Origin of the sequence: Providencia sp. NPDC089933 (assembly GCF_049545585.1) — a bacterium.
Taxonomy (GTDB): Bacteria; Pseudomonadota; Gammaproteobacteria; order Enterobacterales; family Enterobacteriaceae; genus Providencia; species Providencia huashanensis.
In genome coordinates this window covers 526,338-549,433 of record NZ_JBMWDT010000001.1, presented here as the reverse complement: position 1 = coordinate 549,433, position 23,096 = coordinate 526,338, and the positions used below count along the sequence as shown (strand labels likewise).

Sequence of the window (23,096 nt, the reverse complement as noted above, 5' to 3'; positions counted from 1 at the left end):
TATCTGTCTGTACGTTAATTAATGTAATATGACTGGATGGTTATCCAATGAGTAAATTTGTATTTTAATCATTTCAGATACGGGGTCTTCTGGGCAATGTTCAATAAAGTAATTGAGATCACTTAATGCCACATGGTTGCAATCTAAATGTGCAAGTATTAGCCCACGATCACGAATTTCATAAGGGTCTTCTGGATCGAGTGTCAGTAGCGTTTCGCAAACTTTAAGCGCTAACTCCATCTTTTTCTCTTCCATTAGCGCTGCTTTTAATGTGTCAAAGATTTTACGAATAACAACACTATTTTCTGCGGTCTCAAGTTGGTCATAAAAAAACTCAGAAAAAGGGTCAACGGTGCCCTTTAACCACATATTAAGAGTATGCAATGATAATGAATCGCCATTTACAGGGTTAATAACCCACTGTGAACCATCATTTTTTTCTGCAATGAACAATAATTGTGTCGGGAAAATCGCTGGCGCTATCTCTATACCTAAACGCTCTGCAATATATAAAAAAAGCGAACCGAGGGATACGGGCGTCCCTTGCTTGGAAGATAATACTTTATCAAGCCACAACATATCAGACAGTGAATAAATCCCTTCTGCCGGGCCAAATGACCAATCCCGATAGAACAAAGTAATAAGTTGTTCAATTTTTGACTCATTATCAGCTTGTAAATCAATAGCTGTTTGTGCCACTGAAACTAAACTATCTAACTGAGCTTGCACTTTCATTAGTGGAAAATCATGGCGGATACATTGTGAAACGGCCATGATCCCTTCACTTAAGGGGAGTTGGTTAAATTCTATATTCGCTATGGTTTTCATTACATTTCCACTGCTGTGCCCACTTAACCATTCCATTGACCAAGTGAAATTCTTTCTCGTCCACCATAATCAAGGCATGTCTCAATTTTGGTGTACCCATGTTCTTTAAATAAACCACGCACCGCGGGACCTTGTGTCCAACCGTGTTCAAGTAGTAACCACCCTTGATTCTTAATATATTTTTTAGACTCTTGAATAATATGTGCTAAATCGGCTAACCCTTCATTTTCAGCGACTAAAGCCGTTAAAGGTTCAAAACGCACATCCCCTTCACTTAGGTGATTATCATTTTCGTCAATGTAAGGCGGATTACTAATAATCATATCAAATTGTTGAAGAGATAGTGAAGCGAACCAATCACTTTGTATAAATTGCACATTTGAAATATTTAATCGCTGTTGATTTCGTTGAGCAAGTTTAACCGCATCAGGGTTAAAATCTACACCGATAACCTTGCTTTTAGGCATCTCAGATGCCAAAGCTAGTGCAATTGCCCCAGTTCCAGTACCTAAATCCAATAATTGGCTGGATTGTTCTGTTAAACGAGATAAAGCCTGCTCGACGATACATTCTGTATCAGGCCTAGGGATTAATGTGGCGGGAGAAACATACAGCGGAAGTGACCAGAACTCACGTTCGCCAACGATATAGGCAATCGGCTCACCTTTTTCTCTTCGTTGCAAAAGTGATTCTGCATGTTGAAACTCTTCTGCTTTTAATGTTGTTTCACCAAAAGCAAATAGATAGGTACGACTACGGCCTGTCACATGTTCCAGCAAAATCTCTGCGTCACGCTTTGCACTGTCACTTGCAGACAGCCGGTTAGCTGCCTGCTTTAGCCATTCTGTGTACTGCATTATTCCTGCTCAGACAACGCTGAAAGTTGGTCTGCTTGGTATTCGTTAATAATTGGTTGGATTAACGAATCTAATTTCCCTTCCATTACTTCATCTAAACGATACAAAGTTAGGTTGATGCGGTGATCTGTCACACGCCCTTGAGGGAAGTTATATGTGCGAATGCGGTCAGAACGGTCACCTGTTCCTAATAGATTTCGGCGCTCAGAAGCCTCTGCTGCATGGCGTTTATCCATTTCAGCTTGGCGAATACGAGCACCTAGCACAGACATTGCTTTCGCTTTATTTTTATGCTGAGAACGCTCATCTTGGCATTCAACCACGATCCCTGTTGGGATGTGCGTAATACGAATCGCTGAGTCAGTTGTGTTTACGTGCTGACCACCCGCTCCCGATGAACGGAATGTATCGATACGCAGGTCTGCTGGGCTGATTTCAGGCAATTCCGCTTCAGGGAGTTCTGGCAAAATAGCGACGGTACACGCTGATGTGTGAATACGGCCTTGTGATTCAGTTTCAGGGACACGCTGAACTCGGTGACCTCCTGATTCGAACTTCAAACGCCCGTATACGCTGTCCCCTGAAATTTTGGCAATGACTTCTTTAAAACCACCATGCTCACCATCACTGGTACTCATTAATTCCACTCGCCAACGATTATTTTCTGCATAACGACTATACATACGGAATAAGTCACCTGCGAAAATAGCGGCTTCATCGCCCCCAGCTCCAGCACGGATTTCAACAAAACAGTTATATTCATCATCAGGATCTTTTGGAAGTAACAATAATTGTAACTGCTGTTCTAGCTCTTCATTGCGCGCTTTCGCTTCTTTTAGCTCTTCTTGAGCCATCTCTTTCATTTCAGGATCATCCAGCAGTAATTCTGCTGTTTCAATATCATCCTGTACTGTACGCCATGCGGTGAAGCATTTAGCCACATCAGATAATTGAGAATATTCTTTAGATAAAGCACGAAAACGGTCTTGATCGGCAATCACACCCGCATCGGCAAGGTGCGCTTCAATTTCTTCGTAGCGTTCTTGTAATGCTTCTAGTTTTGCGACAATAGAAGGCTTCATTCGTTATATCAGACCTATGATTAAAAAGTGGTTATTGATGGTCCAGCCCTAAGCTGTCCCTAAGTAGATTTAGACGCTCAATATCACCATTTCCTGCTGCTTGTTGCAAGGATTTGGTTGGGGCGTGAATAAGACGATTGGTTAATTGTTGCGATAATTGCGTGATCACTTGCTCAGGGTCTGCGCCTTGGCGAATTGCCATTAACGCTTTTTCAGCCATATTAGCCCGAATGACCTCAGCTTGTGCTCTATAATCGCGAATTGTAGACACTGCCGCTTGTGAGCGTAACCAATCCATAAAGTGACTACTTTCTTGCTCAACAATAAATTCAGCTTCAACGGCGGCTGCTTTTCTCTGAGCAAGGTTCTGTGCAATGATAGATTCAAGATCATCCACAGTATAGAGATACACATCCCTTAATTTTTCAACATCTTGTTCTATATCACGGGGAACTGCAATGTCAATCAACAACATTGGTTTACTGCGGCGCACTTTCATTGCGCGTTCAACCATCCCTTTACCGATAATAGGTAGTGGGCTTGCTGTAGAACTAATGACAATATCTGCTTCCGCTAAGCGGTTATCAATATCTGATAACGAAATCACCTGAGCATTCACTTCATTAGCTAATAGTTCTGCCCGTTCACGAGTTCGGTTCGCTATCATCATTTTTTGCACACCATGTTCACGTAAATGGCGAGCAACAAGCTCGATAGTTTCACCTGCGCCGACTAACAAAATATTTAAGTGCTTGAGTGATTCAAAAATTTGCCGAGCAAGTGTACAAGCTGCAAATGCGACTGAAACGGCATTCGCCCCAATTTCGGTTTCTGTACGTACACGCTTAGCAACCGAAAAAGATTTTTGAAAAAGACGCTCCAGCTCACTTGATAACGAATGGTTGCCTTGTGAAAGTGCAAACGCTTTTTTCACTTGACCTAAGATTTGTGGTTCCCCTAGTACCAAGGAATCCAAACCACTTGCTACACGCATTAGGTGACTAACTGCTCTATCATCTTGATGCCAATACAAACTGGGTTGTAAATCTTTTGGGGTAATACCGTGAAAATCACACAACCATTTCACTAGCTGTTCTTGAGCCCGATCTTGCGATTCAAGGCTCAGGTATAGCTCTGTTCTATTACAGGTAGACAGCACAACGCCACCACTCACTTGGGGCTGCTTAAGTAGGTCCTCAAGTGCGTAGTCTATTTTTTCAGGACCAAACGTTACCCGCTCACGCAGGGCAACAGGTGCTGTTTTATGGTTGATGCCTAAGGCTAATAAGGTCATTGTGCTTTACGACTTACTCACATTGCTTACATTGCTAATTATTTTCAGTAGCGCCTATCAATTAAGTTAACCATTGGCAGTACTGTTATTTATATTTTTCTATTGTAAATGATCCGCGCCCCTCTTTCTACGGTTTGCAAAGCGCTAACCCTCAGAAAGATGACCAACACCAAAAAATAAACCAAAAAAATGGCTTTCAATGGCTGTTTTTACAGGTTAAAGCTGATATCGGTTTTATAATTTATTTATATATCGTTACCAATTATCAGCCACATCATTATTAACTACAATAAGATGCATAAAGAATGCAATTATTTCGCACAGAAAGCAAACGCTGGCTGTTTGCCGTTACTTTTCCTACATAGTAAATTAAATAATAGGAATCTGATTGATTGGTTAGCAATTTTAGCGCACTATTTTTCTTATTATTACACTATGTTATCTGCATGTAATGGGGAATGTTCTATTGATATTAGCTCGCTATCCTATTTATCATCTAGACCATTAAGTGACTCCGACAACACAAAACCGCTAAACTAGCTCAATGCCAGTAACTCAATGGATGCTGCTATCGGCACCGAATACAACTTTGAGATTTGATATGCAATTAACCCAAATGTTACCCTTTATTCGTCCCAATGTCCGTTTGCTACGCTTGCTCCCGCTGTCTTGCCTGCTCCTTACTGCTTGCGTGACAACGTCACAAAACACCACTAAAGGGACTAGCTCTGCTACAGATAGCCAGTGGAAAGCCCATCAACAAGAATTAAGCCAATTACGTGATTACCAAACACGCGGGTCATTCGCTTATAATGGTGGCGAAACCAAAACTTACGCTAAGTTTTTCTGGCAACAATATACCCCTGAAAAGTACCGTCTTTTACTCACTAACCCATTGGGGAGTCGTGAACTTGAGCTAACTGTTGAACCTGATTTAGCACGTTTAACGACCAAAGACGGGCAAACACATATGAGTGATGTCCCTAACGAGTTAATTTATCAGTTGACTGGGATGGAAATCCCCATCAATGACTTAACAGCTTGGCTGACTGGCTCTCCAGGCCGTGCCACAGATTTTACCTTAGATGAAAACCACCTCTTAAAAAGTGTCATTTTTGAAAATAATGGTGAAAAATGGCAACTTAATTATATCTCTTATGACAGCAAAACATCCCCGATGCTGCCAAATTACCTTGAACTACGCCAAGGTGATAGGTTAATTAAATTGAAAATGGATAGCTGGACACTGAAAAAATGACATTAACATGGCCCTCTCCTGCAAAATTGAATCTTTTTTTATATATTACTGGCCAGCGCTCTGATGGCTACCATGAGTTGCAAACTTTATTTCAATTTGTGGATTACGGCGATGAAATCACCGTCACAACTCGTCAAGATGACCAGCTAAATTTATTGACAGAAATGGCGGGCGTCCCTGCCGATAAAAATTTAATTTTACGTGCTGCAAAACTGCTACAAACATACTGTCGACAAGTATTACAGTATTCTGGCCCGTTAGGCGCAGACCTTTCTATCCATAAAATATTACCAATGGGCGGTGGTATTGGTGGCGGCTCATCTAACGCTGCTACCACCTTAATTGCACTTAATGAGCACTGGGGGACTCAAGTTACTGATGAAACTCTGGCTGAACTTGGGGCAACATTGGGTGCAGATGTCCCTGTATTTGTTCGTGGTCATGCTGCTTTCGCTGAAGGCATAGGTGAAATTTTAACCAAAGCTTCCCCCAAAGAGAAATGGTATTTAGTCGCCCACCCCGGAATTGAAATATCAACCCCGATGATCTTCACAGATCCGCAATTAAATCGAAATTCTCCAAAACGCTCCCTAGCCGCATTATTACTGGCTCCGTACGCTAATGACTGCGAACCAATCGCAAGAAAACGTTTTCGTGAGGTTGAACAGCTTGTTTCTTGGCTGTTAGAATATGCTCCGTCTCGCCTGACAGGAACAGGCGCATGTGTTTTTTCTGAATTTGAAACACAAGCGGATGCCCTACAGGTGTTAAATCAAGCCCCATCGTGGGTGCAAGGGTTCGTAGCTCAAGGAGTTAATGTTTCCCCTCTGCACAAATTCCGCGCTGGGATAACCCGTGTATTGCACCAATAAGCACTGTCGCTATTGGTCAACAATATCTCTCTGGACGCAAGCCTGAGGTTTTTCTCGTGCCCGATATGAAGCTTTTTGCTGGTAACGCTACACCGGAACTAGCACAACGTGTTGCTAACCGCCTTTACACTAATCTTGGAGACGCGGCTGTTGGTCGTTTTAGCGACGGCGAAGTCAGTGTTCAAATTAATGAAAATGTTCGCGGTGGTGATATTTTTATCATCCAGTCAACTTGTGCACCAACCAATGATAACCTGATGGAACTGGTTGTTATGGTCGATGCCCTACGCCGTGCTTCTGCTGGTCGTATTACCGCTGTTATCCCTTACTTCGGTTATGCAAGACAGGATCGTCGCGTACGTTCTGCCCGTGTACCAATCACCGCTAAAGTTGTTGCCGATTTTCTGTCAAGTGTAGGTGTAGACCGTGTTCTCACTGTCGATTTACACGCAGAGCAGATCCAGGGCTTCTTTGATGTTCCTGTTGATAACGTATTTGGTAGTCCTATTCTTCTGGAAGATATGCTACAGAAAGATTTGGAAAACCCAATCGTTGTATCCCCAGACATCGGCGGCGTGGTACGTGCTAGGGCTATCGCAAAACTCCTGAATGACACTGATATGGCAATTATTGACAAACGTCGTCCTCGTGCAAACGTTTCTCAAGTTATGCATATCATTGGTGATGTTTCAGGTCGTGACTGCATCTTAGTTGACGATATGATTGATACCGGTGGAACTCTGTGTAAAGCAGCTGAAGCACTGAAAGAACGTGGTGCAAAACGTGTGTTCGCATACGCTACTCACCCAATTTTCTCAGGTAATGCTGTAGACAACATCAAAAATTCAGTCATTGATGAAGTCATTGTTTGTGACACTATCCCTCTTTCACCTGAAATTAAAGCGCTGAGCAATGTTCGTACTTTAACACTTTCAGGTATGTTGGCTGAAGCAATTCGTCGTATTAGCAACGAAGAATCAATTTCAGCGATGTTTGAGCACTAATTCCCGTTAGCTGGTTTTTAGCGTTCTGACAACGATTAAATGTCACCACAAAAATACAAGCCCCTACAGAAATAACTGTAGGGGCTTTATGATTTTAGAAAGAAAATAAACTATAGATACCTATTTCTATGACGCCTTAAGCCATAAAAATAACCAACTTACTCAAAAAACAAAAAGTTTTTGTGACATTACACTTGCAAGAGTGAAACTCACCTGACTTCCACTCTCACCTAGCCGTTAATAACATCAACACGCCCTATAAACTAGTCACTATTTATGGATAACGGTGATTATCCCTACGTGAATGATAATGGCGTTTTAACAACCAATAACGGTCTGCAACTTTTTCTCGGCCACCGACTCTCGCCCCCGTAAGCCAAACAATAGCACCGATGAAAATACCAAACAGGGAACCATTAGTAACAAGCTCAGAAAGATTGAGATTAACAATATGAGAGAATAAGTTGATGCCTATGCTCCCTATCATTAAAACCATCCCTATTCCCATAAGAACATTACCAAGAAGATGAGCGCTTTTCCGTTTCATATATACCTCCAGTACCAGTAAACTGATAAGTAAGCATGTGTAAAAAAATTCGGTAATACTTTATATTTATGTAATGATTATAGTGCATTAAGTAAAATTTTTTGCGATGAGCATCACAAGGAAGGAAGTTAGCTAGGATTTCTACACAAAAAATGCTCTTTATCAAAAAAATAGAAAATCCGAATAATTTATAGCGTAACTATACTTAGGGTAATTTTACCCATGACAATTTTGTACATCTCCCATTTCTCAAGGTAAACTAGCGTATTACTTCCATAAACTGACAGTGAAATAGTCGCCGTGAGCAAAATTAAATTAATTGTTGGACTTGCAAATCCAGGTGCGGAATATGCACAAACACGTCACAACGCAGGGGCATGGTATGTCGATTTACTGGCCGAGCGCCATAATCAACCGTTAAAAGAAGAAGCTAAGTTTTTCGGTTATACCGCACGTATAAACATGGCTGGCAATGATATTCGCTTATTAGTTCCAACCACATTTATGAATCTTAGCGGTAAATCCGTTGCGGCCATCGCTAATTTTTATCGTATTAACCTTGATGAAATTTTAGTCGCCCATGATGAACTCGACTTGCCACCCGGCGTAGCGAAAATGAAATTAGGCGGCAGTAATGGCGGCCATAACGGTTTAAAGGATATTCAAAGTAAATTTGCCAATAACCCTAACTTTTACCGTTTACGTATTGGTATTGGGCACCCCGGTGATAAAAACAAAGTTGTTGGCTTTGTGCTCGGTAAGCCCCCGCTTTCTGAACAAAAGCTCATTGATGACGCTATTGATGAAGCAACAAGATGCACTGATATTCTACTTACAGATGGAATGGATAAAGCAATAAATAGGCTCCATAGCTTTAAAGCCTCCGCATAAGAGTTCATTTCATCAAAATCAACTTTTTGTGTATAATCAGCGCCAATTTCTAAACATTAGGTGCAGCATACGTCTGCCCCTTGCTATTAAGGTGAGAAACATATGGGTTTTAAATGCGGTATCGTTGGTCTACCTAACGTGGGTAAATCCACCCTATTCAATGCATTGACCAAAGCCGGCATCGAAGCAGCCAACTTTCCTTTCTGTACAATTGAACCCAATACGGGTGTTGTACCAATGCCAGACCCACGTCTTGAGCAATTAGCTGAGATTGTAAAGCCACAACGTATTTTACCAACCACTATGGAATTTGTGGATATTGCGGGCTTAGTGAAAGGCGCATCCAAAGGTGAAGGCCTAGGTAACCAGTTTTTAACTAATATTCGTGAAACTGAAGCTATCGGTCATGTCGTCCGTTGTTTTGAAAATGACAATATTATTCACGTTGCAGGTCAAGTTAACCCAGCAGAAGATATTGAAGTCATTAATACAGAGCTAGCATTAGCCGATCTCGATACCTGCGAGCGTGCTATTCACCGTGTACAAAAACGGGCTAAAGGTGGCGATAAAGACGCAAAAGCAGAATTAGAAGCTTTAGAAAAATGCTTGCCACATCTTGAGCAAGCCGGCATGTTACGCACTTTAGACTTATCAGCGGAAGATAAAGCCGCAATCCGTTATTTAAGTTTTTTAACATTAAAACCAACCATGTACATTGCTAACGTCAATGAAGATGGCTTTGAGAATAACCCTTTCTTAGATGTCGTTTATAAAATTGCTGAAGCAGAAGGTTCTGTCGTTGTTCCAGTTTGTGCGGCGATTGAGTCTGATATTGCCGAACTGGAAGATGAAGAACGTGATGAGTTTATGGCAGATTTAGGCATCGAAGAACCCGGTCTTAACCGCGTTATTCGCGCAGGATATGAATTGTTAAACTTGCAAACTTATTTCACGGCGGGTGTCAAAGAAGTACGTGCATGGACTATTCCTGTCGGAGCAACAGCCCCACAAGCAGCAGGTAAAATTCATACTGACTTCGAAAAAGGCTTTATCCGCGCACAAACTATCGCTTTTGATGATTTTATTCAATATCGCGGCGAACAAGGTGCTAAAGAAGCAGGTAAAATGCGCGCTGAAGGTAAAGATTATATCGTTAAAGACGGCGATGTACTTAATTTCCTGTTTAATGTGTAAGCCTACACTTAAGTCTCACACTGTTTCACAAAGTATCACTTAATAAGAAAATAGCATAAAATTCATGATATTAACTGGGTTTTATGCTTTTTTATGTCTCATTAAGTTTCATAAAAGCTCGCGATTAAATGAGTACATAACTGAGTACAACTTATTTATCTTCCCTTTTTAAGTGAGTATAATAATATCAACTTACATAACTAGTTGAACTTATTATGCTTACTGATACAAAATGCCGAACTGCAAAACCTAAAGAAAAACTTTATCGTATCAATGATTTCAACGGTTTGTACCTTGAAGTGAAACCTAATGGTAAGAAAGCATGGCGATTCCGTTTTCAAATAAATGGAAAATCAAGCATGTTCGCATTGGGTAACTACCCATTAGTAACACTAGCTGAAGCCAGATCTAAATGCGATGAGGCCAGAAAACTCGTATCAGAAGGAATTAATCCAACACAAGCTAAGCAACTAGACAAGATCAGAAAAGCGAACGAATCTGCGAATACATTTCAAATCATCGCAAAAGAATGGTTACAAATGAAAGATTGGGCTGATGTGACAAAATATCGTCGCCTTGATATGTTGGAGCGCATTGTATTTCCTTCTATCGGTGCATTACCAATAAGAGAAATTACATCTCACCACATTCTCAAAATATTGCAGCGTGAAGTTCAAAGAGGCGCTCCAACGGTTGCTGCTGAAGCTAAACGGACGATATCCTCGATTTTTGAATTTGCGGTTGCCACATTAAGAGCTGATAGTGATCCAGTATGGGCAATAAGAAAAGCTCTCCCAGCAAACAAAACACAACATAAAAAAGCCCTCACTACGGATCAAATAGGTCAACTACTCAATAACTTTGATAATAGCCGTGGCACCTTTCAACTGAACTATTGTATGTGGTTAATGTGGTGGACGCTTTCTCGTCCATCTGAAGTCGCTGAGGCTGAATGGTCTGAATTCGATCTTGATAATGCACTTTGGACTATCCCAGCTGAGCGTATGAAAGCACGAAGAGAACATATTGTTCCTCTGCCTACACAAGCTATTACGATTCTAAAATCTCTTTATGGTTTTACTGGTAACCGCAAACATTTATTTCCCGGTCGTGATTCTTGCCATAAACCAATGTCCACTAACTCACTAAGGCAATTTCTTAAAACGAGAGGTTGGAGTGGTATATATAGCCCTCATGCGACACGCACAACAGGCAGCACACGATTAAATGAGCTTGGATATAGACCTGATGCTATAGAAGCACAATTAGCCCATATGGACTCAAATAGCGTTAGACGTTCATATAACCATGCAACTTATCTTGAAGAGCGAAAAATCATGATGCAAGATTGGGCTGATAAACTCGATATTTGGGTAAAACGGGCCAACCTTGAATCAAATTCATGATGCATGGGTGTGTTATCTTTGATATATAACGATATTTATGAATTTTTTAGCAAAACCTACAATTTAACCTATACTTAATTAATCCTTTGATTTATAGGTAGTTATTATTTATTTGATGTTTTTAGCATTATAACGTACAAAATTCATCCCCACACCACAAGTACACGCTTATATGAATAAATACGACGTGTTTAACAGCGAAGGAAAATTTGCTGATGGTTCTGATGAAGAAGTGCTAGCTAATAAGCTAGGGCTTTCAAACGTTGATGATATCAATGATGCAGAGCTTGTCCTGTTAGAAAAACTGTATCAAGTCATTTTTGAAGAACAATTTCCCACTGAGCAAATTACCGTATCACTTATTCAGCGTTGGCACCGCCAATGGTTAGGGAATGTTTACGAGTGGGCAGGTCAATTACGCACGGTGAATATTAGCAAGGGTGGCTTTATGTTTGCCCCTGCGGGTCGTGTTGCAAAGTTACTTGCTCAATTTGAAAAAGAGTATCTAGCGATGTACACGCCTTGCATCAATATGAGCCGAGAACAAGTCATAGAGGCTATTGCCACGGTACATGTGGAGTTGATTCTGATACATCCATTTAGAGAAGGTAATGGGCGCTTATCGCGCTTACTTGCCGATGTAATGGCAGTACAAACTGGTTTCCAGCCGTTGGATTATGAAAGTTGGACTCAACACCCCGAGCAGTATATTGCAGCAATCCACGCAGGGTTAAACCTTAACTATGAACCCATGAAATATTGGGTTAGCGAAGCCTTAAAAGAAAGCTAAATCGCCAGTTTCAAATGACCAAACTTCTCACGCTTTGCTTTCATTTCTTCTTCAAGGCGACGAGACTCCTGCCCTGTTTCAATAGCTGTAGAGGTTGCTACCGAACGAATAAGTTGAGTACGAGTTGGTCTTGTTGCTTGAATTAATTCATTCTTTTTCATGGTAGTCTCACTTCAAACTGACGATAGTGCATTTTATCACCGTTAGTTTATATGACAACATAGAACACTTTTCTAATCAAAAATTTTACAGCAGAACAATTTAACCAGTGTGTTGTATCCACCGGTTGAACTCACAGCGAATTGCGGACTTAACACCGTGCTCTATCGATAGCAGCCCCTTATTACGAGATTTCTAGCTTTCCGCTCGATTTTAGAAAAATACCAGCTTTAAATGCCGCCCAAATTAATGCACACAGTAAAAGCTCCTAAAAAAAGCCCCATTTTCAAAACGATACAAAATCAAAAATGTTCATCTGGCTAATGGGACTCAAAACGCTTTGATCACCGCTAAATTGCGAACGCAGCGAATAATTTATCCGTGAGTAGAAACTTGCTAAAAACCATTAGCTTAGCAGTTTTCTCAATAACCACAATTTCCAAACCAACACCCACATGTAGCTGGCAAGCACTATAGATAATATTGTTACGAAGCAATACGCTGTTCGGACCGCATCATACCTATAGAGATCATAATTACTCGAAGCATAAATCAAGAATGATTCTTTGGTGATTTTAATAGCGTCCGGCAGAAAGATAAGCGCCACTGAAAGTGCCATTATTGCCACCGGTAAGGCTTTACTGAAAATCGTGGTAGTTACTAATTGTTTGGCCGCTACATTATCCTCACTATGGCTCTTAGGAGATATTTCTAGGGATTTCGAAATATCTCCATACCAAAGACTAAATAAAATTGCCGAAATGGCCATGAGCAAGCTTGATGCTGAAAGTAAATCACTCATAGGAATCAAGGTTTCGGCTGGACGTTAAACTTGGCACAAAGGCGATTATAGGAAGAAGGTGATATTTCATATGTAGATATGCTTCCCCTCTTCTTTCCAACAGGCGCAAGACTTCCATCAATATCAGAAAGAGCCTTATTCAATTCATCGACTACGTTTTGGCTATTAATAACTACAGTATAATCTTGAGTGTTATTCTGTCGGTCAGCTGCCATTAGTGATGAGCTGAGAGTTCTTTCGATGTGCGCCTTCAATTGATATTGATATTTTGAAATCACAGATCGAATAAGAGATCGACTTTCTGTCAATGTTGTTTGAAACAGACTGCTGACTGTACGCTCGTCGGGGATTGTGCCATTGAATGCCGTTTCGATGAGGAGCAACAGCCGATACTCAAGCAAATCGCTCCCTCGTTTAAATACCTTCTGCCCACGAAACATTGCTAAGTACTCTTGGATAGAGGCAGAAAGGCACGAATTAAGACGAGTATTTAGATCGACAACGTCACAACCTAATATCGCAGATATTTCGGCTTCCTCTGCAGCTGTAAGAGTAAGTTCAGTGGTTATTTGCATATTTTTCTCCCTGTAGTTTCTAACATTTAATTCATACGTGTGCGTGTTTTCATGTTAGATCAGTAAAAATACGCGCAGTTAACTATATGTATGCAATGAACTTATCAGCTTTCTATCAAATACACCATATGGAAAAACGAGCATGCATGTTTTTAAAATCTATTAACTAAAAATTAGATATCATAACAATATGATTTTATTGTCATTTTTTCAGTGTGGTTAATTCTCACTGGTATTACCTTAAAATTACCCCAAAATTTCTAAATTTAAATACGACTGTATACCCATACATTATTAGTCTCTTTACGGTAGGGCCAAGCATAGACGAATAGATGAGAATTTATATGGAAACAGGAGTGGGATCTTTTAATTGAGCTAACGAGTCAAAACACGGAATGGGATAATAAGCTGGTAGAGCCTTCATGCAATGACCGCTGTTGGCACAGAACCATCTATTAAATTCAATTTGCTCCATACCGCCGTCGGGTCAAACCTAAACAATAAAGAAAAGTCCATATTTTTAGGTTTTGTAGTTCTGCTCCCTATTTTTTTACTTATCCAGCTATACGTTTAAAACGTCCAGCCCATTTCTTAGCTTTTAACTACTGGCAATTCAGCAAAATTTGTGTGCAAGCAGGCGATAACATTTCTCTTTTCATTTTGTATCCGCTATCCCCCTTACTTGCAAACCAAACTTTATCCTGCCCACTCTTATTAATGACATCTGATATTTTCATTAACTCATGGCTATTACAAAATGGCTTTTGTGTTGAAAACATATCAATTGGATAACTGAATATCCAAGCTATCAATCCACATTTATCATATTAAATTTGAGTCATATGTAAAATTCAACTGGTGTAGGACTTCTGTAGGCTGACGCGCTCTTCTATATTGACCATAACCAGTCATCCGTCCTGTTTCTGAAATAAGATGTAGGTTCTTTCTAGCTCTAGAGCCAATTACATACAGCAACTTTTTAGCACTTTCAATCGAAGGGTCATTAAAATTCGGAACCAAATCTTGAAGAAGGCCGAAGGATATCACAACATCATATTCACCGCCCTTTACTCCGTGTATTGTTGACACTTTGATACCAGTTCTGGGTTTAAATGCTTTGCGAAACGCCTCAATGTCTGTTGCAAATAATGCATTCTCGTTCCTTAGCCTACAAATCCTATCCTGTGTACTATTGAAGAATGATTCGTGATGCTCCTTTAGCATAGGATATAGCATGAAATCTATTCCCAATTCTCCAAATAGTGCTTCAAAGAATGCTCGAAGATAAGCGATGCCGTCGTCTTCATCTATCGAAATAGAGTTGACAGTCTTTAGAAACTGTTTTGGTGGGATCGAATGAACATCGACAAGTGCAAGTTCCATATCATATAAAATATCAGATGCCCATCGAAGACGCTTAACATACATATTAGGCGATGGCTCTGTTAGGATAACTTGAGTCAACTTGAACCAAAAGTTATCTATATCTCTTGAAAAAGGAACAAGACCAGGTCCATCGAAACTATACTGAGGCAACCTGTTTACCAAGTTACGAGTTAGTGCTGCCAAGTGCATCCACCAAGGTGCAATGACGCATATTTCCTTCTCTAAGATGCCCAGATTTTGAACACTATACTCAATGTGTCGGCTGACTTGCTCCACCAAGTTATCCTTATGAGTAATCTGATCATAGGTAATAATACTGGGATAATCGCGATGTTCACCTTCAGCAACAGTGGCACTAGGGGTGACATTAAAATTACGATAATAATCTATGATCTTTCTAGAGCTTCTATAGTTCTTATCTAATGCCATTGGAGTAAATGACACTTCTGCTAACTGCTCAAGTTCCAACTGTGTTATTGCGTAACCACCGAGCGAACCGTAGATAGCTTGGTTTGGATCACCAACAATGAAGGTTCTCACCCGACCTTGGCTAGCTTTTATAATACTCGCAACAATTGAATATTGTACCTCCTTGGTATCTTGATATTCATCAACAAGAATGTAAGAGAACAAATTTGCCAGTATCTTAGCAATAGATGAATTACTAGATAGAATTTCATGAGCAAAATATAGCATTTGCTCAAAGTCGATTAGGTCATTTTCTGCAAGATGCCTGTGATAATCATCTAATACTCGTCTTGCTAGTGAAATTTTACTTCCAGCGCAAGTTAAAGTTAATCCTCGAGGAGTGTAGAAATGGCTACACTCTCCATATCTAATACGTTCAGTACGAATACTAGAGCATATTTGAGATATTATTTCTTCAGAATCATAAGAGTTAACTATTTTAAATCCGTTTTTCAGCTTGTCATGATATAGGCCATATGGCTTCAATATCCATTCTAAACAAAATGCATGAATAGTACCGATCCACAACTGAGATGTATCTACACCAAGAATTTCAATTCGCTCGCGAATCTCATCAGCTGCTCTATGCGTGTAGGTAATGGCCACAACCCATTTTTTAGGATCCTCTAAACCTGAAAGCTCAGAAGCTATTTTATAGGTAAGAGTCCTAGTTTTGCCACTTCCTGGACATGCAACCAAAAACACATTATTCGGCTCGTTAATCGCTGCAATTTGTTCATCGTTTAGATCACCTTCATCCCACATAAACATGATTATATCCTTGCTAATATGTCGTTTTGCTCAGAAGGTAAATCGTTCATTAGGTCGATTTTGAGTGTAGCTATGTCGCCATCGACTGGATTAAAGGCTTCCCACTTAGGAGTGAATATTAATAAACCAGTCTCATATGGGGTCAAGTATGTTTCCCATTGCTGCCTTAGAGCCGTATCACCATTTGCATTCAGACTTTCGATAATTTTTCTACCAAATTTGACATGTTCAATGACTGAGTCGTAACGGTGTTTAAGTATTTTGAAAGTAAGTCCTGCATTGAAGTCTCCATGCGCAAACTTGATGGCATCAAAAATGTACTCTGGAATAGCTACTTTAAAGTCAACCACTTTACCTAGCGTAAGAGCAAACCAACCTTTACCTTGATAGTTTGCCATAGTTAATGCTCTTGAACCTGAGATAGCAATATCAGTTGAAGATAGTTCAGTTATAGCAGTATTTATCGTAGCTTGTTGAGTGTACACATCTCCAACAATGCTCTTGAGGTAATTGCTGTTGGATGACTGTATAAAATCAACCTCAAACGTATGATCTGCATAAAAAACCGAAATCCAAGGGTTATTTTGACAGAAGTAATCAAGCCTACTTTTACGAGCAAGGCCAGCTTCTTGAGAGCCAAGGGCTTTCTCTTTCTTCTTTTTATCTGAGTCACTATCTGTAGAATAAATCGTTGTATCAAAGAAGGCTTCATCTAGGTCAGTGATAATGCTGCAACGCTTTTTGATTCTTTCATTATCAAATAACATTGCAATATTCTCGAAACCAGTACTTCTGATGTTGACTAGAGTGATACCAACTTCATCTAAGCTCAATCCTAAAACTTTTTTCATTAAAATAGGAATAAGGATCTCTTCGGCATCTCCTTCGACTAAAACAACACTTCGGGCAAATAGTAAGTTACTACGGATGGCATCAAGGTAACGTTGAACGAATCCCACTTTCTCGTCACTAAGCCCTACGGAAGGTTGAAATACTTCGCAAATACTATCAACAAAACCTATAATATTCATACTCTTAATATTACTCACTTCTGATATGTGAGATGAGTGAGTTGAATATATTATCTGAGTGTTTTCATAGTTAATGTTGTCGAAAAGTGATTTTTGAATGTGGGTGTGGATGTGTGCTTCTGGTTCTTCAATTAGTAAAAAGTTAGCAATAGATTGATTTGCTTTTTGGTATTTGAATTCTAGTAGCTTTAGTGTGAGAAAAAGTAGGTTAGCACCGCCTAAACTCATTTCATGTATGGTCCCCTCGTAACCATCATTTGACTCTGCGACAAAGAGTTTTAATGATTGAAATAACTGATCAGACTCGTTACTCAAACTAGAGCGAATAGAGATTGAATTAGGTGAATATGTATCTCCTACTGTATCACTAATAGTAGTTACAATATCATCACGAACGTCACAAATGTCTGATAGAGCTTCAATCTCATTATTTAATGTCTCAATTAAATCTGCAATAGGCTGGAAATCAGTTTGATTAATATTTCCGGATTTACCCTTTAATAGTGTGAGCAAAGGATTGGTTCTATTGCTATGGAAATCCGATACTACATCCCTTAGTGCTTTAATAAAGGTAAATGAAACTTCATTCGGCATATTGAGAATGTTCGGCAACCGTATACCAATGTCAGGGTTATTTAATACCCTAGGAAAATCGACTCTCTCGAAGTCTCCAACTATACTTTTGTATACAACTGGGTCATTGAAATCAGCGATACTTTTGCCAGTAAGGACGGTTTCATAATCATCAATAGTTATACAATCCAAATACCTTTCTAGAGCAACTATATCCCCTATTGTAAGTTGTGCCAGTGCTTGACGGATGTTTGCTTTAGGTCTGAAAATCAGATTGTATGTTGCTCTAGTAACAACTTCATCCTCCGCATTCCCTGCACCATGAAGAAATAAAGACTGACTAGCTTCATCACTAGCAATGTCATTAAACTCAATACTAATAACGATCCAGTGACCACGCCAATCACCTAATGTCCTACAAAAGTCGCCTTCAGCAAGCTTAGTTGCCGAGCGAGGCATTGAATTATCAAGCAGCAATCTCATCGCTCGGAATAAGTTAGTCTTACCAGAACCATTCTCGCCAATAATTGTATTTATTCCCTTATTAAATAGAAACTTTACGTTTTTAAAATTTCTGTAATTTACTAGAGAGAGCTTTGTGATGTGCATACGTCCTCTGGAATCTGATTACATTATATTTCTAGAAAAATATTGAACTGATATATGCCTATTTACTTATTGACTCTAAAGCAGCACTCATTATTTCCGAGTAACACAGGCACTTAACGTCCAACAGCCGCCGCTTGTTATGCTTGGCCTTTTGCAATAGCCAAAACATGGTCAATATTGTCAATTAGCTCTGCGTTTATAGCAGAAAATTGGCTATCTAGCGGCTGCTTTAGTTCTTTATTAGTGCCGAAATCATCTTTATTCGCAGTAAAGAATATGAGCTTCTTAGAAAATCCAGAAGCCCTTAATTTTTGGCCAAGCTCCAGAAAACACTCAACAATCTCACAATCTTTTGGTTCAGGTTTTCCCTTTCTGGCTGGTGCCTCATTTTTTCTAACTCTCTGCATTGCTCGCAATGTGTGAGCATCTTTTCTCTCTAACGAAAGGCATGTATCTAAGACTGTTTTAGAAAGTGATCGTATATGCGCAGAGATATTTAAAGATGATATTTTCTGTGGCAAAGAGTAAGAAGCATTAAGTAGAGTATTACTAACCGTGAGCATAGATGAAATATTACGATCTATTTTTAAGACTTCTCTCTCCATAGTTGCAATTACAGAATCTATATTATCGTTCCATTCTTCCCTTACATTTTGGCTTGTAGTTAGCCAAATATCATTCCCATGCAGCTTGCTAAGTTCGAGTGCTGAAATAGCGTACCTCTCAGATAAACTGTTCATGTGTAATGAATTGATGATATTAAGAATGGAGCAGGTATCAATGAAGAGTACAGGACTCTCTTTTTGCATAATGTCATTACAAATATCACTAACACTTCTACACATGGCTTATCCCTCCATGTGTTTAATAAGATCTCTGCCAAACTCAAATTCAATTATAAGACCCAATGCAATTTCTTCGCTCCAACCTTGTTGCTGTAACAAACGCTTTAGGTTACCTGTGTCAATATCAATTTTTGAATTACATGCTGCGACAATAAATTCAAGCCATCTATTCCTGTCCGATGGATGCGCACTCCCAGTTGATTTATTGGCACAATTAGAAAATGTCTTTAATAATTTAGCGGGAATTTCTCCAACAATATCTTCATCCTTCAGCTCACCAGTGCTTATTTCAACAGTAATATCGTGCTGAGCGGATAAAGGCATCAAACAGCTTTCGTAGAAGTCTGTAATTATTTCATTATATTCTTCATAACTTAGCTGTCCTGTCTCTATCGGCACAACGTTAGGGATATACCATGAATTGCCATCTTTTTGAAAAATGCTCAGACCCGCAGCAGGTAATGCTGAATCGCCTTCTCGCTGAAAACAAAAAGCAACTTCACCAAGATACTTAGAGTTCTCTTCGTTTTCGTAAGCTCGCTTCCAAGGCTTTTTCAGCTCATTCGTTACATCTCTTATATAGTCAATAATCCCCACATCCCCAACTCTGATAAATACGTCTTTAAATGTTTTCATAACAATCCTCGATTTCAAAATCTGGGATATTGCCCATCGGGAAGAATAACAGTGTCTTTTCAGCAGACATTGTCTATATAATATTTTCATAAAATACAGACACCATGCAGCGACATACTGTTCTATTGGTCTTATATTTCCTTGCACTCACAAATTTCAGAACATATCTGTATAGTCATAAGTGCTCAACTAAGCTCATAGTCTACTATCAGAGAAAGTTGGTCAAGAATATGACATGAGAAAGTGGTTAGGAGTCTCAAACTAAACGATTTTGGGGCAGAAGAGAGCCAGAGTAACATTTCGGATCGGCTGCATCGTGATTTGAATTTGGCGAGTTGAGTCCAGAGTAGTGCAATTCAACTGTATTTTCTCAGACTTGATCTGATGGCTTTCACTGGCAGCATACAATCAAATCTGACAGTCTGCTTTGAGAGAGAAGCGGGAGTTTGCGTATTCAACAGTGTTACAGTTGACATTGCTTTGACCGAAAGGTTAGAAGTCACTCAATAAGGTACGCAGGCTCTTGAAAACTTCTTCATGAGGATTTTCAACAATATATTCCTTTAACTTCCTTACTTGTGCCATTAGAGCCACAGTGTCATCCTCGTCAGGCGTAATACCATAAGGCTCGCTTGATTCGAACACACCATCTACTCGGCGGAAGAACACTCTTAACGCTTGCATTATCAATTTCGTCGATAACGGATGAATGTTTTCATAATTTTGATAACCCGTGCTTGCACCTTTTTGCTTTGCCGAATGATGGAAACCAATAGTATTTCTGATTATTGTAAGTGGCTTTTCGATTTTTTCCCATTGCTCCAAAACCAAATCCCTAGCCCCATGCGCATCTGGTGGAAGGTGAGGTAAAATTTCCTCAGTTATTTTTCTGAAGTTGACAGCACTAGGATCAAAGAGACTAAAGATAAATGAGTAGTAAGCAATAAGTAATGTATGAGTAGTCTGGAACACAATAATGTCATTGAGACATGTTTTATCATTTCCTGCAAGTACTTCCCTATTAAGGAAAGTATTATATGCCACCCTCATCTCGATCGTTCGAGAAAAACGATGCCTTAGCATCTGAAGAGCTTCAGGCTCAACTAGCTTAGTCATATATACTCCTAACGTTTACAAATCACATTCCCGCATAAACCAACTTCACTCGAATTTTATCAAGTTTATACAATACTGAAAAATCCAAGTTTTCATCAAGTGATAATAAAAATATGCACACAAAAAAGTACTCGCAATAGCTATGAGTAACTTTACTACCAATTCTGGTACAGAACGCCCATTTAATTAAGTATGATCCTGTGCAGTTAAGATTATACAAGCTATTTCCCCCAAATTAATTTTAGCTTCGATTCACGACTAACCGCTATGCTTCAACACTATCTCCAAATACTCGTGCTGCCAATCACCATCAGACAGCTTATGCAAGCTCACAAATCCATCATGTTCTAATGCACAAACACCGCTGTGTGAACTCACATAATCATAGACTGCACGGCTTTCTAGTCCTTGAATCATATGGGCAAGCAACTTTCGCTTCATCTTTTTACTATCTTTAGTCCATTTTTTCCACTCACCGCTATGTAACTTCCTCCACGTTGTGTTAAATGGATGTCCTACCGCATTTGTAACACATAACCCATATCCGTTTTTCTTTCCTGTATTTAGATACTCGTCAAGAAGCAGGTTTAAACTGTTACAAAGTTCTTTTGTTTCTAATTCCCAATGTTTCAGCATTTCTGATACATAATCGTCGGAATAAAGCTTTTTTAGCTTTTTCACCATATTCCCCTTAGGCGAAAAATTAACTATTCCAGCATTAAATATAGTGCCGTAGCGGATAGTTTTAACGAGCGCATCATCTACCCCTAGCGTATCTTTGATAAAGTCGGTTTCTAATACAGATAGTGAATCGGTGCTAATGCCATATTTCTTGAATTCTTGCTCTAAGATAGCTAACTGACACCCTTTAATATCATAATTGTACCCGTTGGCTAAACATGCCCATTTCATCTTGCTGGGTAAATATTGAAAGCCTGTACCTATCTCAAAAGAACGGCTTCCCACTTTGGCGGTTTTATACGCTTGTCGATATTCAATAATCAATGGCGTTTTGCTAATTATCTTGACGCCCACCTCCATCAAATGAGAGATAAAATTAAAATAAAAGCTCTTATTCTTTGCGGTAGGATGGTCATTACAATATGCTTGTAGTTTATCAAGGTTGATAGGTAATGCTTCGAGTTGTTGATACGCACTGATAATACGCTGTCTAAAATTGTCATTTTCAATCGCTAGTTTATGCTTAGGCGGCTTTACGTTGTAAGAGCTTTTTAACATCAGTTTATACAGTGTTTCGGGTTTCTTACGTTTATCAAAAATATTCGTCAAATAGGTATAGCGATCTGTACGTTTAAGATAATCCTTTCGTTTACCGGGAAATAAGGCTTTAAGGACACTTTTAGATAAAGCAAATTCTCGGCACTTATGGGTTCCATAGCTATGTTGGATAATTTTAATAATTTTAGCTTGTTCTAAGCACTCTAAACCGCGTTCTAAGCCTAAATCACGACTTTGCTTAAAAATCATAGGGAATTTCTCTTTCCCTAGTTCAGCAGGAAATGGCACAGAGTACGTCCATTTTTTATTTCCTTTAAACCTCGCTTTTTTCTTCGTATTTTTGCTAACTGTCGCACTGCAGATAATATGCTGTAAGAACAAAGCAATTGCACGGTGATATTTAGATTTTTGACGTTGATCGACGGTCTTATCAAAGGGAACACTCAAAACAATCGCTTTATAGGCTTCAACTGTAGCTTCTGTGACAAGAATGTTATCTTCGGTGATATATGCTGTCATTTCAATTTACCATGTTGTTAATAGTAAATTGAATTACGCAAATGCATTTTTAATGGGGGTTACCGCTAACCCCATTTTTTAGTAGGTGATTAGAAAAACCGAGAAAGCGTCAAATACCCGTGCCAGCTACTCAAAACGATCCGTTAAGACGAACAACTCGCGGTCTAGGCGAAAATAGCTACCCCCCAATATCCCACGCTATAGCCATATATAGATAACGTTATTATTCATAGCCATTATGCTTATGATGCTTGCTAAAACTTGCTGTTATGCTGGTAACCAGCATTGATATATACATATATTATTATGTTGAGTCGCCACACAATACCGCCGCAGCGACCCAA

22 protein-coding genes are annotated in these 23,096 nt (G+C 39.5%); 7 read left to right on the top strand and 15 right to left on the bottom strand.

Going from position 1 to position 23,096, the window contains the following annotated elements:
• Nucleotides 1-18: 18 nt before the first annotated feature.
• The 4 genes from sirB1 to hemA are packed head-to-tail and all read right to left on the bottom strand — an operon-like array spanning nucleotide 19 to nucleotide 4,061.
• Nucleotides 19-828, bottom strand: a complete 810-nt coding sequence (gene sirB1, locus ACPEH5_RS02835; RefSeq protein ID WP_281110846.1) for an invasion regulator SirB1 — start codon at nucleotides 826-828, stop codon at nucleotides 19-21.
• A gap of 23 nt (nucleotides 829-851) precedes the next feature.
• Nucleotides 852-1,685: a peptide chain release factor N(5)-glutamine methyltransferase gene (gene prmC, locus ACPEH5_RS02830; RefSeq protein ID WP_042843936.1), complete on the bottom strand. Its 834-nt coding sequence runs from the start codon at nucleotides 1,683-1,685 to the stop codon at nucleotides 852-854.
• Nucleotides 1,685-2,767, bottom strand: coding sequence for a peptide chain release factor 1 (prfA, locus tag ACPEH5_RS02825; protein WP_042843937.1), 1,083 nt, complete (start codon nucleotides 2,765-2,767; stop codon nucleotides 1,685-1,687). The genes prmC and prfA overlap by 1 nt, the downstream gene beginning before the upstream one ends.
• A 31-nt stretch (nucleotides 2,768-2,798) precedes the next feature.
• On the bottom strand, nucleotides 2,799-4,061 hold the full coding sequence (gene hemA, locus ACPEH5_RS02820) for a glutamyl-tRNA reductase (RefSeq protein WP_042843938.1): 1,263 nt from the start codon (nucleotides 4,059-4,061) through the stop codon (nucleotides 2,799-2,801).
• 628 nt (nucleotides 4,062-4,689) lie between these two features.
• On the opposite strand from hemA, the gene lolB reads away from it, so the two are divergent.
• The 3 genes from lolB to prs are packed head-to-tail and all read left to right on the top strand — an operon-like array spanning nucleotide 4,690 to nucleotide 7,195.
• Entirely contained in the window at nucleotides 4,690-5,319 is a 630-nt protein-coding gene (gene lolB / locus ACPEH5_RS02815) for a lipoprotein insertase outer membrane protein LolB (RefSeq protein WP_206227108.1), read from the top strand.
• Nucleotides 5,316-6,191 carry a 4-(cytidine 5'-diphospho)-2-C-methyl-D-erythritol kinase gene (gene ispE, locus ACPEH5_RS02810; RefSeq protein WP_048607107.1) on the top strand — a complete coding sequence of 292 codons (876 nt, stop codon included), beginning with the start codon at nucleotides 5,316-5,318 and terminating at the stop codon, nucleotides 6,189-6,191. Before lolB ends, ispE begins: the two co-directional genes overlap by 4 nt.
• Before the next feature lie 56 nt (nucleotides 6,192-6,247).
• Entirely contained in the window at nucleotides 6,248-7,195 is a 948-nt protein-coding gene (gene prs / locus ACPEH5_RS02805) for a ribose-phosphate diphosphokinase (protein ID WP_042843941.1), read from the top strand.
• A gap of 274 nt (nucleotides 7,196-7,469) precedes the next feature.
• Here prs and ychH read toward each other — a convergent pair whose 3' ends face one another.
• A complete protein-coding gene (ychH, locus tag ACPEH5_RS02800; RefSeq protein WP_034783625.1) occupies nucleotides 7,470-7,742 on the bottom strand; it encodes a stress-induced protein YchH in 273 nt (90 codons plus the stop codon).
• Between the two features lie 300 nt (nucleotides 7,743-8,042).
• Here ychH and pth point away from each other — a divergent pair, with 300 nt between their 5' ends.
• The 4 genes from pth to ACPEH5_RS02780 all read left to right on the top strand — a co-directional run bounded on the left by pth (nucleotide 8,043) and on the right by ACPEH5_RS02780 (nucleotide 12,023).
• Entirely contained in the window at nucleotides 8,043-8,633 is a 591-nt protein-coding gene (pth, locus tag ACPEH5_RS02795) for an aminoacyl-tRNA hydrolase (protein ID WP_042843942.1), read from the top strand.
• 102 nt (nucleotides 8,634-8,735) lie between these two features.
• Entirely contained in the window at nucleotides 8,736-9,827 is a 1,092-nt protein-coding gene (gene ychF / locus ACPEH5_RS02790; RefSeq protein WP_042843943.1) for a redox-regulated ATPase YchF, read from the top strand.
• Nucleotides 9,828-10,042: 215 nt separating this feature from the next.
• On the top strand, nucleotides 10,043-11,233 hold the full coding sequence (locus ACPEH5_RS02785; protein ID WP_281110845.1) for a tyrosine-type recombinase/integrase: 1,191 nt from the start codon (nucleotides 10,043-10,045) through the stop codon (nucleotides 11,231-11,233).
• Nucleotides 11,234-11,405: 172 nt separating this feature from the next.
• Nucleotides 11,406-12,023 (top strand): Fic/DOC family protein, encoded by a 618-nt coding sequence (locus ACPEH5_RS02780; protein WP_163761951.1) that lies wholly within the window; start codon nucleotides 11,406-11,408, stop codon nucleotides 12,021-12,023.
• Here the strand turns inward: ACPEH5_RS02780 and ACPEH5_RS02775 are convergent.
• The 10 genes from ACPEH5_RS02775 to ACPEH5_RS02730 all read right to left on the bottom strand — a co-directional run bounded on the left by ACPEH5_RS02775 (nucleotide 12,020) and on the right by ACPEH5_RS02730 (nucleotide 22,752).
• The gene (locus ACPEH5_RS02775; protein ID WP_006536548.1) at nucleotides 12,020-12,184 is read right to left on the bottom strand and encodes a hypothetical protein; all 165 of its coding nucleotides are present in this window, start codon (nucleotides 12,182-12,184) and stop codon (nucleotides 12,020-12,022) included. The genes ACPEH5_RS02780 and ACPEH5_RS02775 overlap by 4 nt on opposite strands.
• A 404-nt stretch (nucleotides 12,185-12,588) precedes the next feature.
• Nucleotides 12,589-12,984, bottom strand: a complete 396-nt coding sequence (locus tag ACPEH5_RS02770) for a hypothetical protein (protein WP_163761950.1) — start codon at nucleotides 12,982-12,984, stop codon at nucleotides 12,589-12,591.
• A gap of 5 nt (nucleotides 12,985-12,989) precedes the next feature.
• Nucleotides 12,990-13,559, bottom strand: a complete 570-nt coding sequence (locus tag ACPEH5_RS02765) for a hypothetical protein (protein ID WP_163761949.1) — start codon at nucleotides 13,557-13,559, stop codon at nucleotides 12,990-12,992.
• Between the two features lie 602 nt (nucleotides 13,560-14,161).
• The gene (locus ACPEH5_RS02760) at nucleotides 14,162-14,296 is read right to left on the bottom strand and encodes a DUF4113 domain-containing protein (RefSeq protein ID WP_241105271.1); all 135 of its coding nucleotides are present in this window, start codon (nucleotides 14,294-14,296) and stop codon (nucleotides 14,162-14,164) included.
• A gap of 85 nt (nucleotides 14,297-14,381) precedes the next feature.
• A complete protein-coding gene (locus ACPEH5_RS02755; protein ID WP_163761948.1) occupies nucleotides 14,382-16,184 on the bottom strand; it encodes a UvrD-helicase domain-containing protein in 1,803 nt (600 codons plus the stop codon).
• 2 nt (nucleotides 16,185-16,186) lie between these two features.
• Nucleotides 16,187-18,397 carry an AAA family ATPase gene (locus ACPEH5_RS02750; RefSeq protein ID WP_163761947.1) on the bottom strand — a complete coding sequence of 737 codons (2,211 nt, stop codon included), beginning with the start codon at nucleotides 18,395-18,397 and terminating at the stop codon, nucleotides 16,187-16,189.
• Between the two features lie 137 nt (nucleotides 18,398-18,534).
• Nucleotides 18,535-19,242: a PIN domain-containing protein gene (locus ACPEH5_RS02745; RefSeq protein WP_231039576.1), complete on the bottom strand. Its 708-nt coding sequence runs from the start codon at nucleotides 19,240-19,242 to the stop codon at nucleotides 18,535-18,537.
• A gap of 3 nt (nucleotides 19,243-19,245) precedes the next feature.
• Nucleotides 19,246-19,878, bottom strand: a complete 633-nt coding sequence (locus ACPEH5_RS02740) for a hypothetical protein (RefSeq protein ID WP_281110844.1) — start codon at nucleotides 19,876-19,878, stop codon at nucleotides 19,246-19,248.
• Nucleotides 19,879-20,370: 492 nt separating this feature from the next.
• Nucleotides 20,371-20,994: a hypothetical protein gene (locus ACPEH5_RS02735; RefSeq protein ID WP_163761945.1), complete on the bottom strand. Its 624-nt coding sequence runs from the start codon at nucleotides 20,992-20,994 to the stop codon at nucleotides 20,371-20,373.
• Between the two features lie 258 nt (nucleotides 20,995-21,252).
• Nucleotides 21,253-22,752: a hypothetical protein gene (locus ACPEH5_RS02730; RefSeq protein ID WP_281110843.1), complete on the bottom strand. Its 1,500-nt coding sequence runs from the start codon at nucleotides 22,750-22,752 to the stop codon at nucleotides 21,253-21,255.
• Between the last annotated feature and the right edge of the window lie 344 nt (nucleotides 22,753-23,096).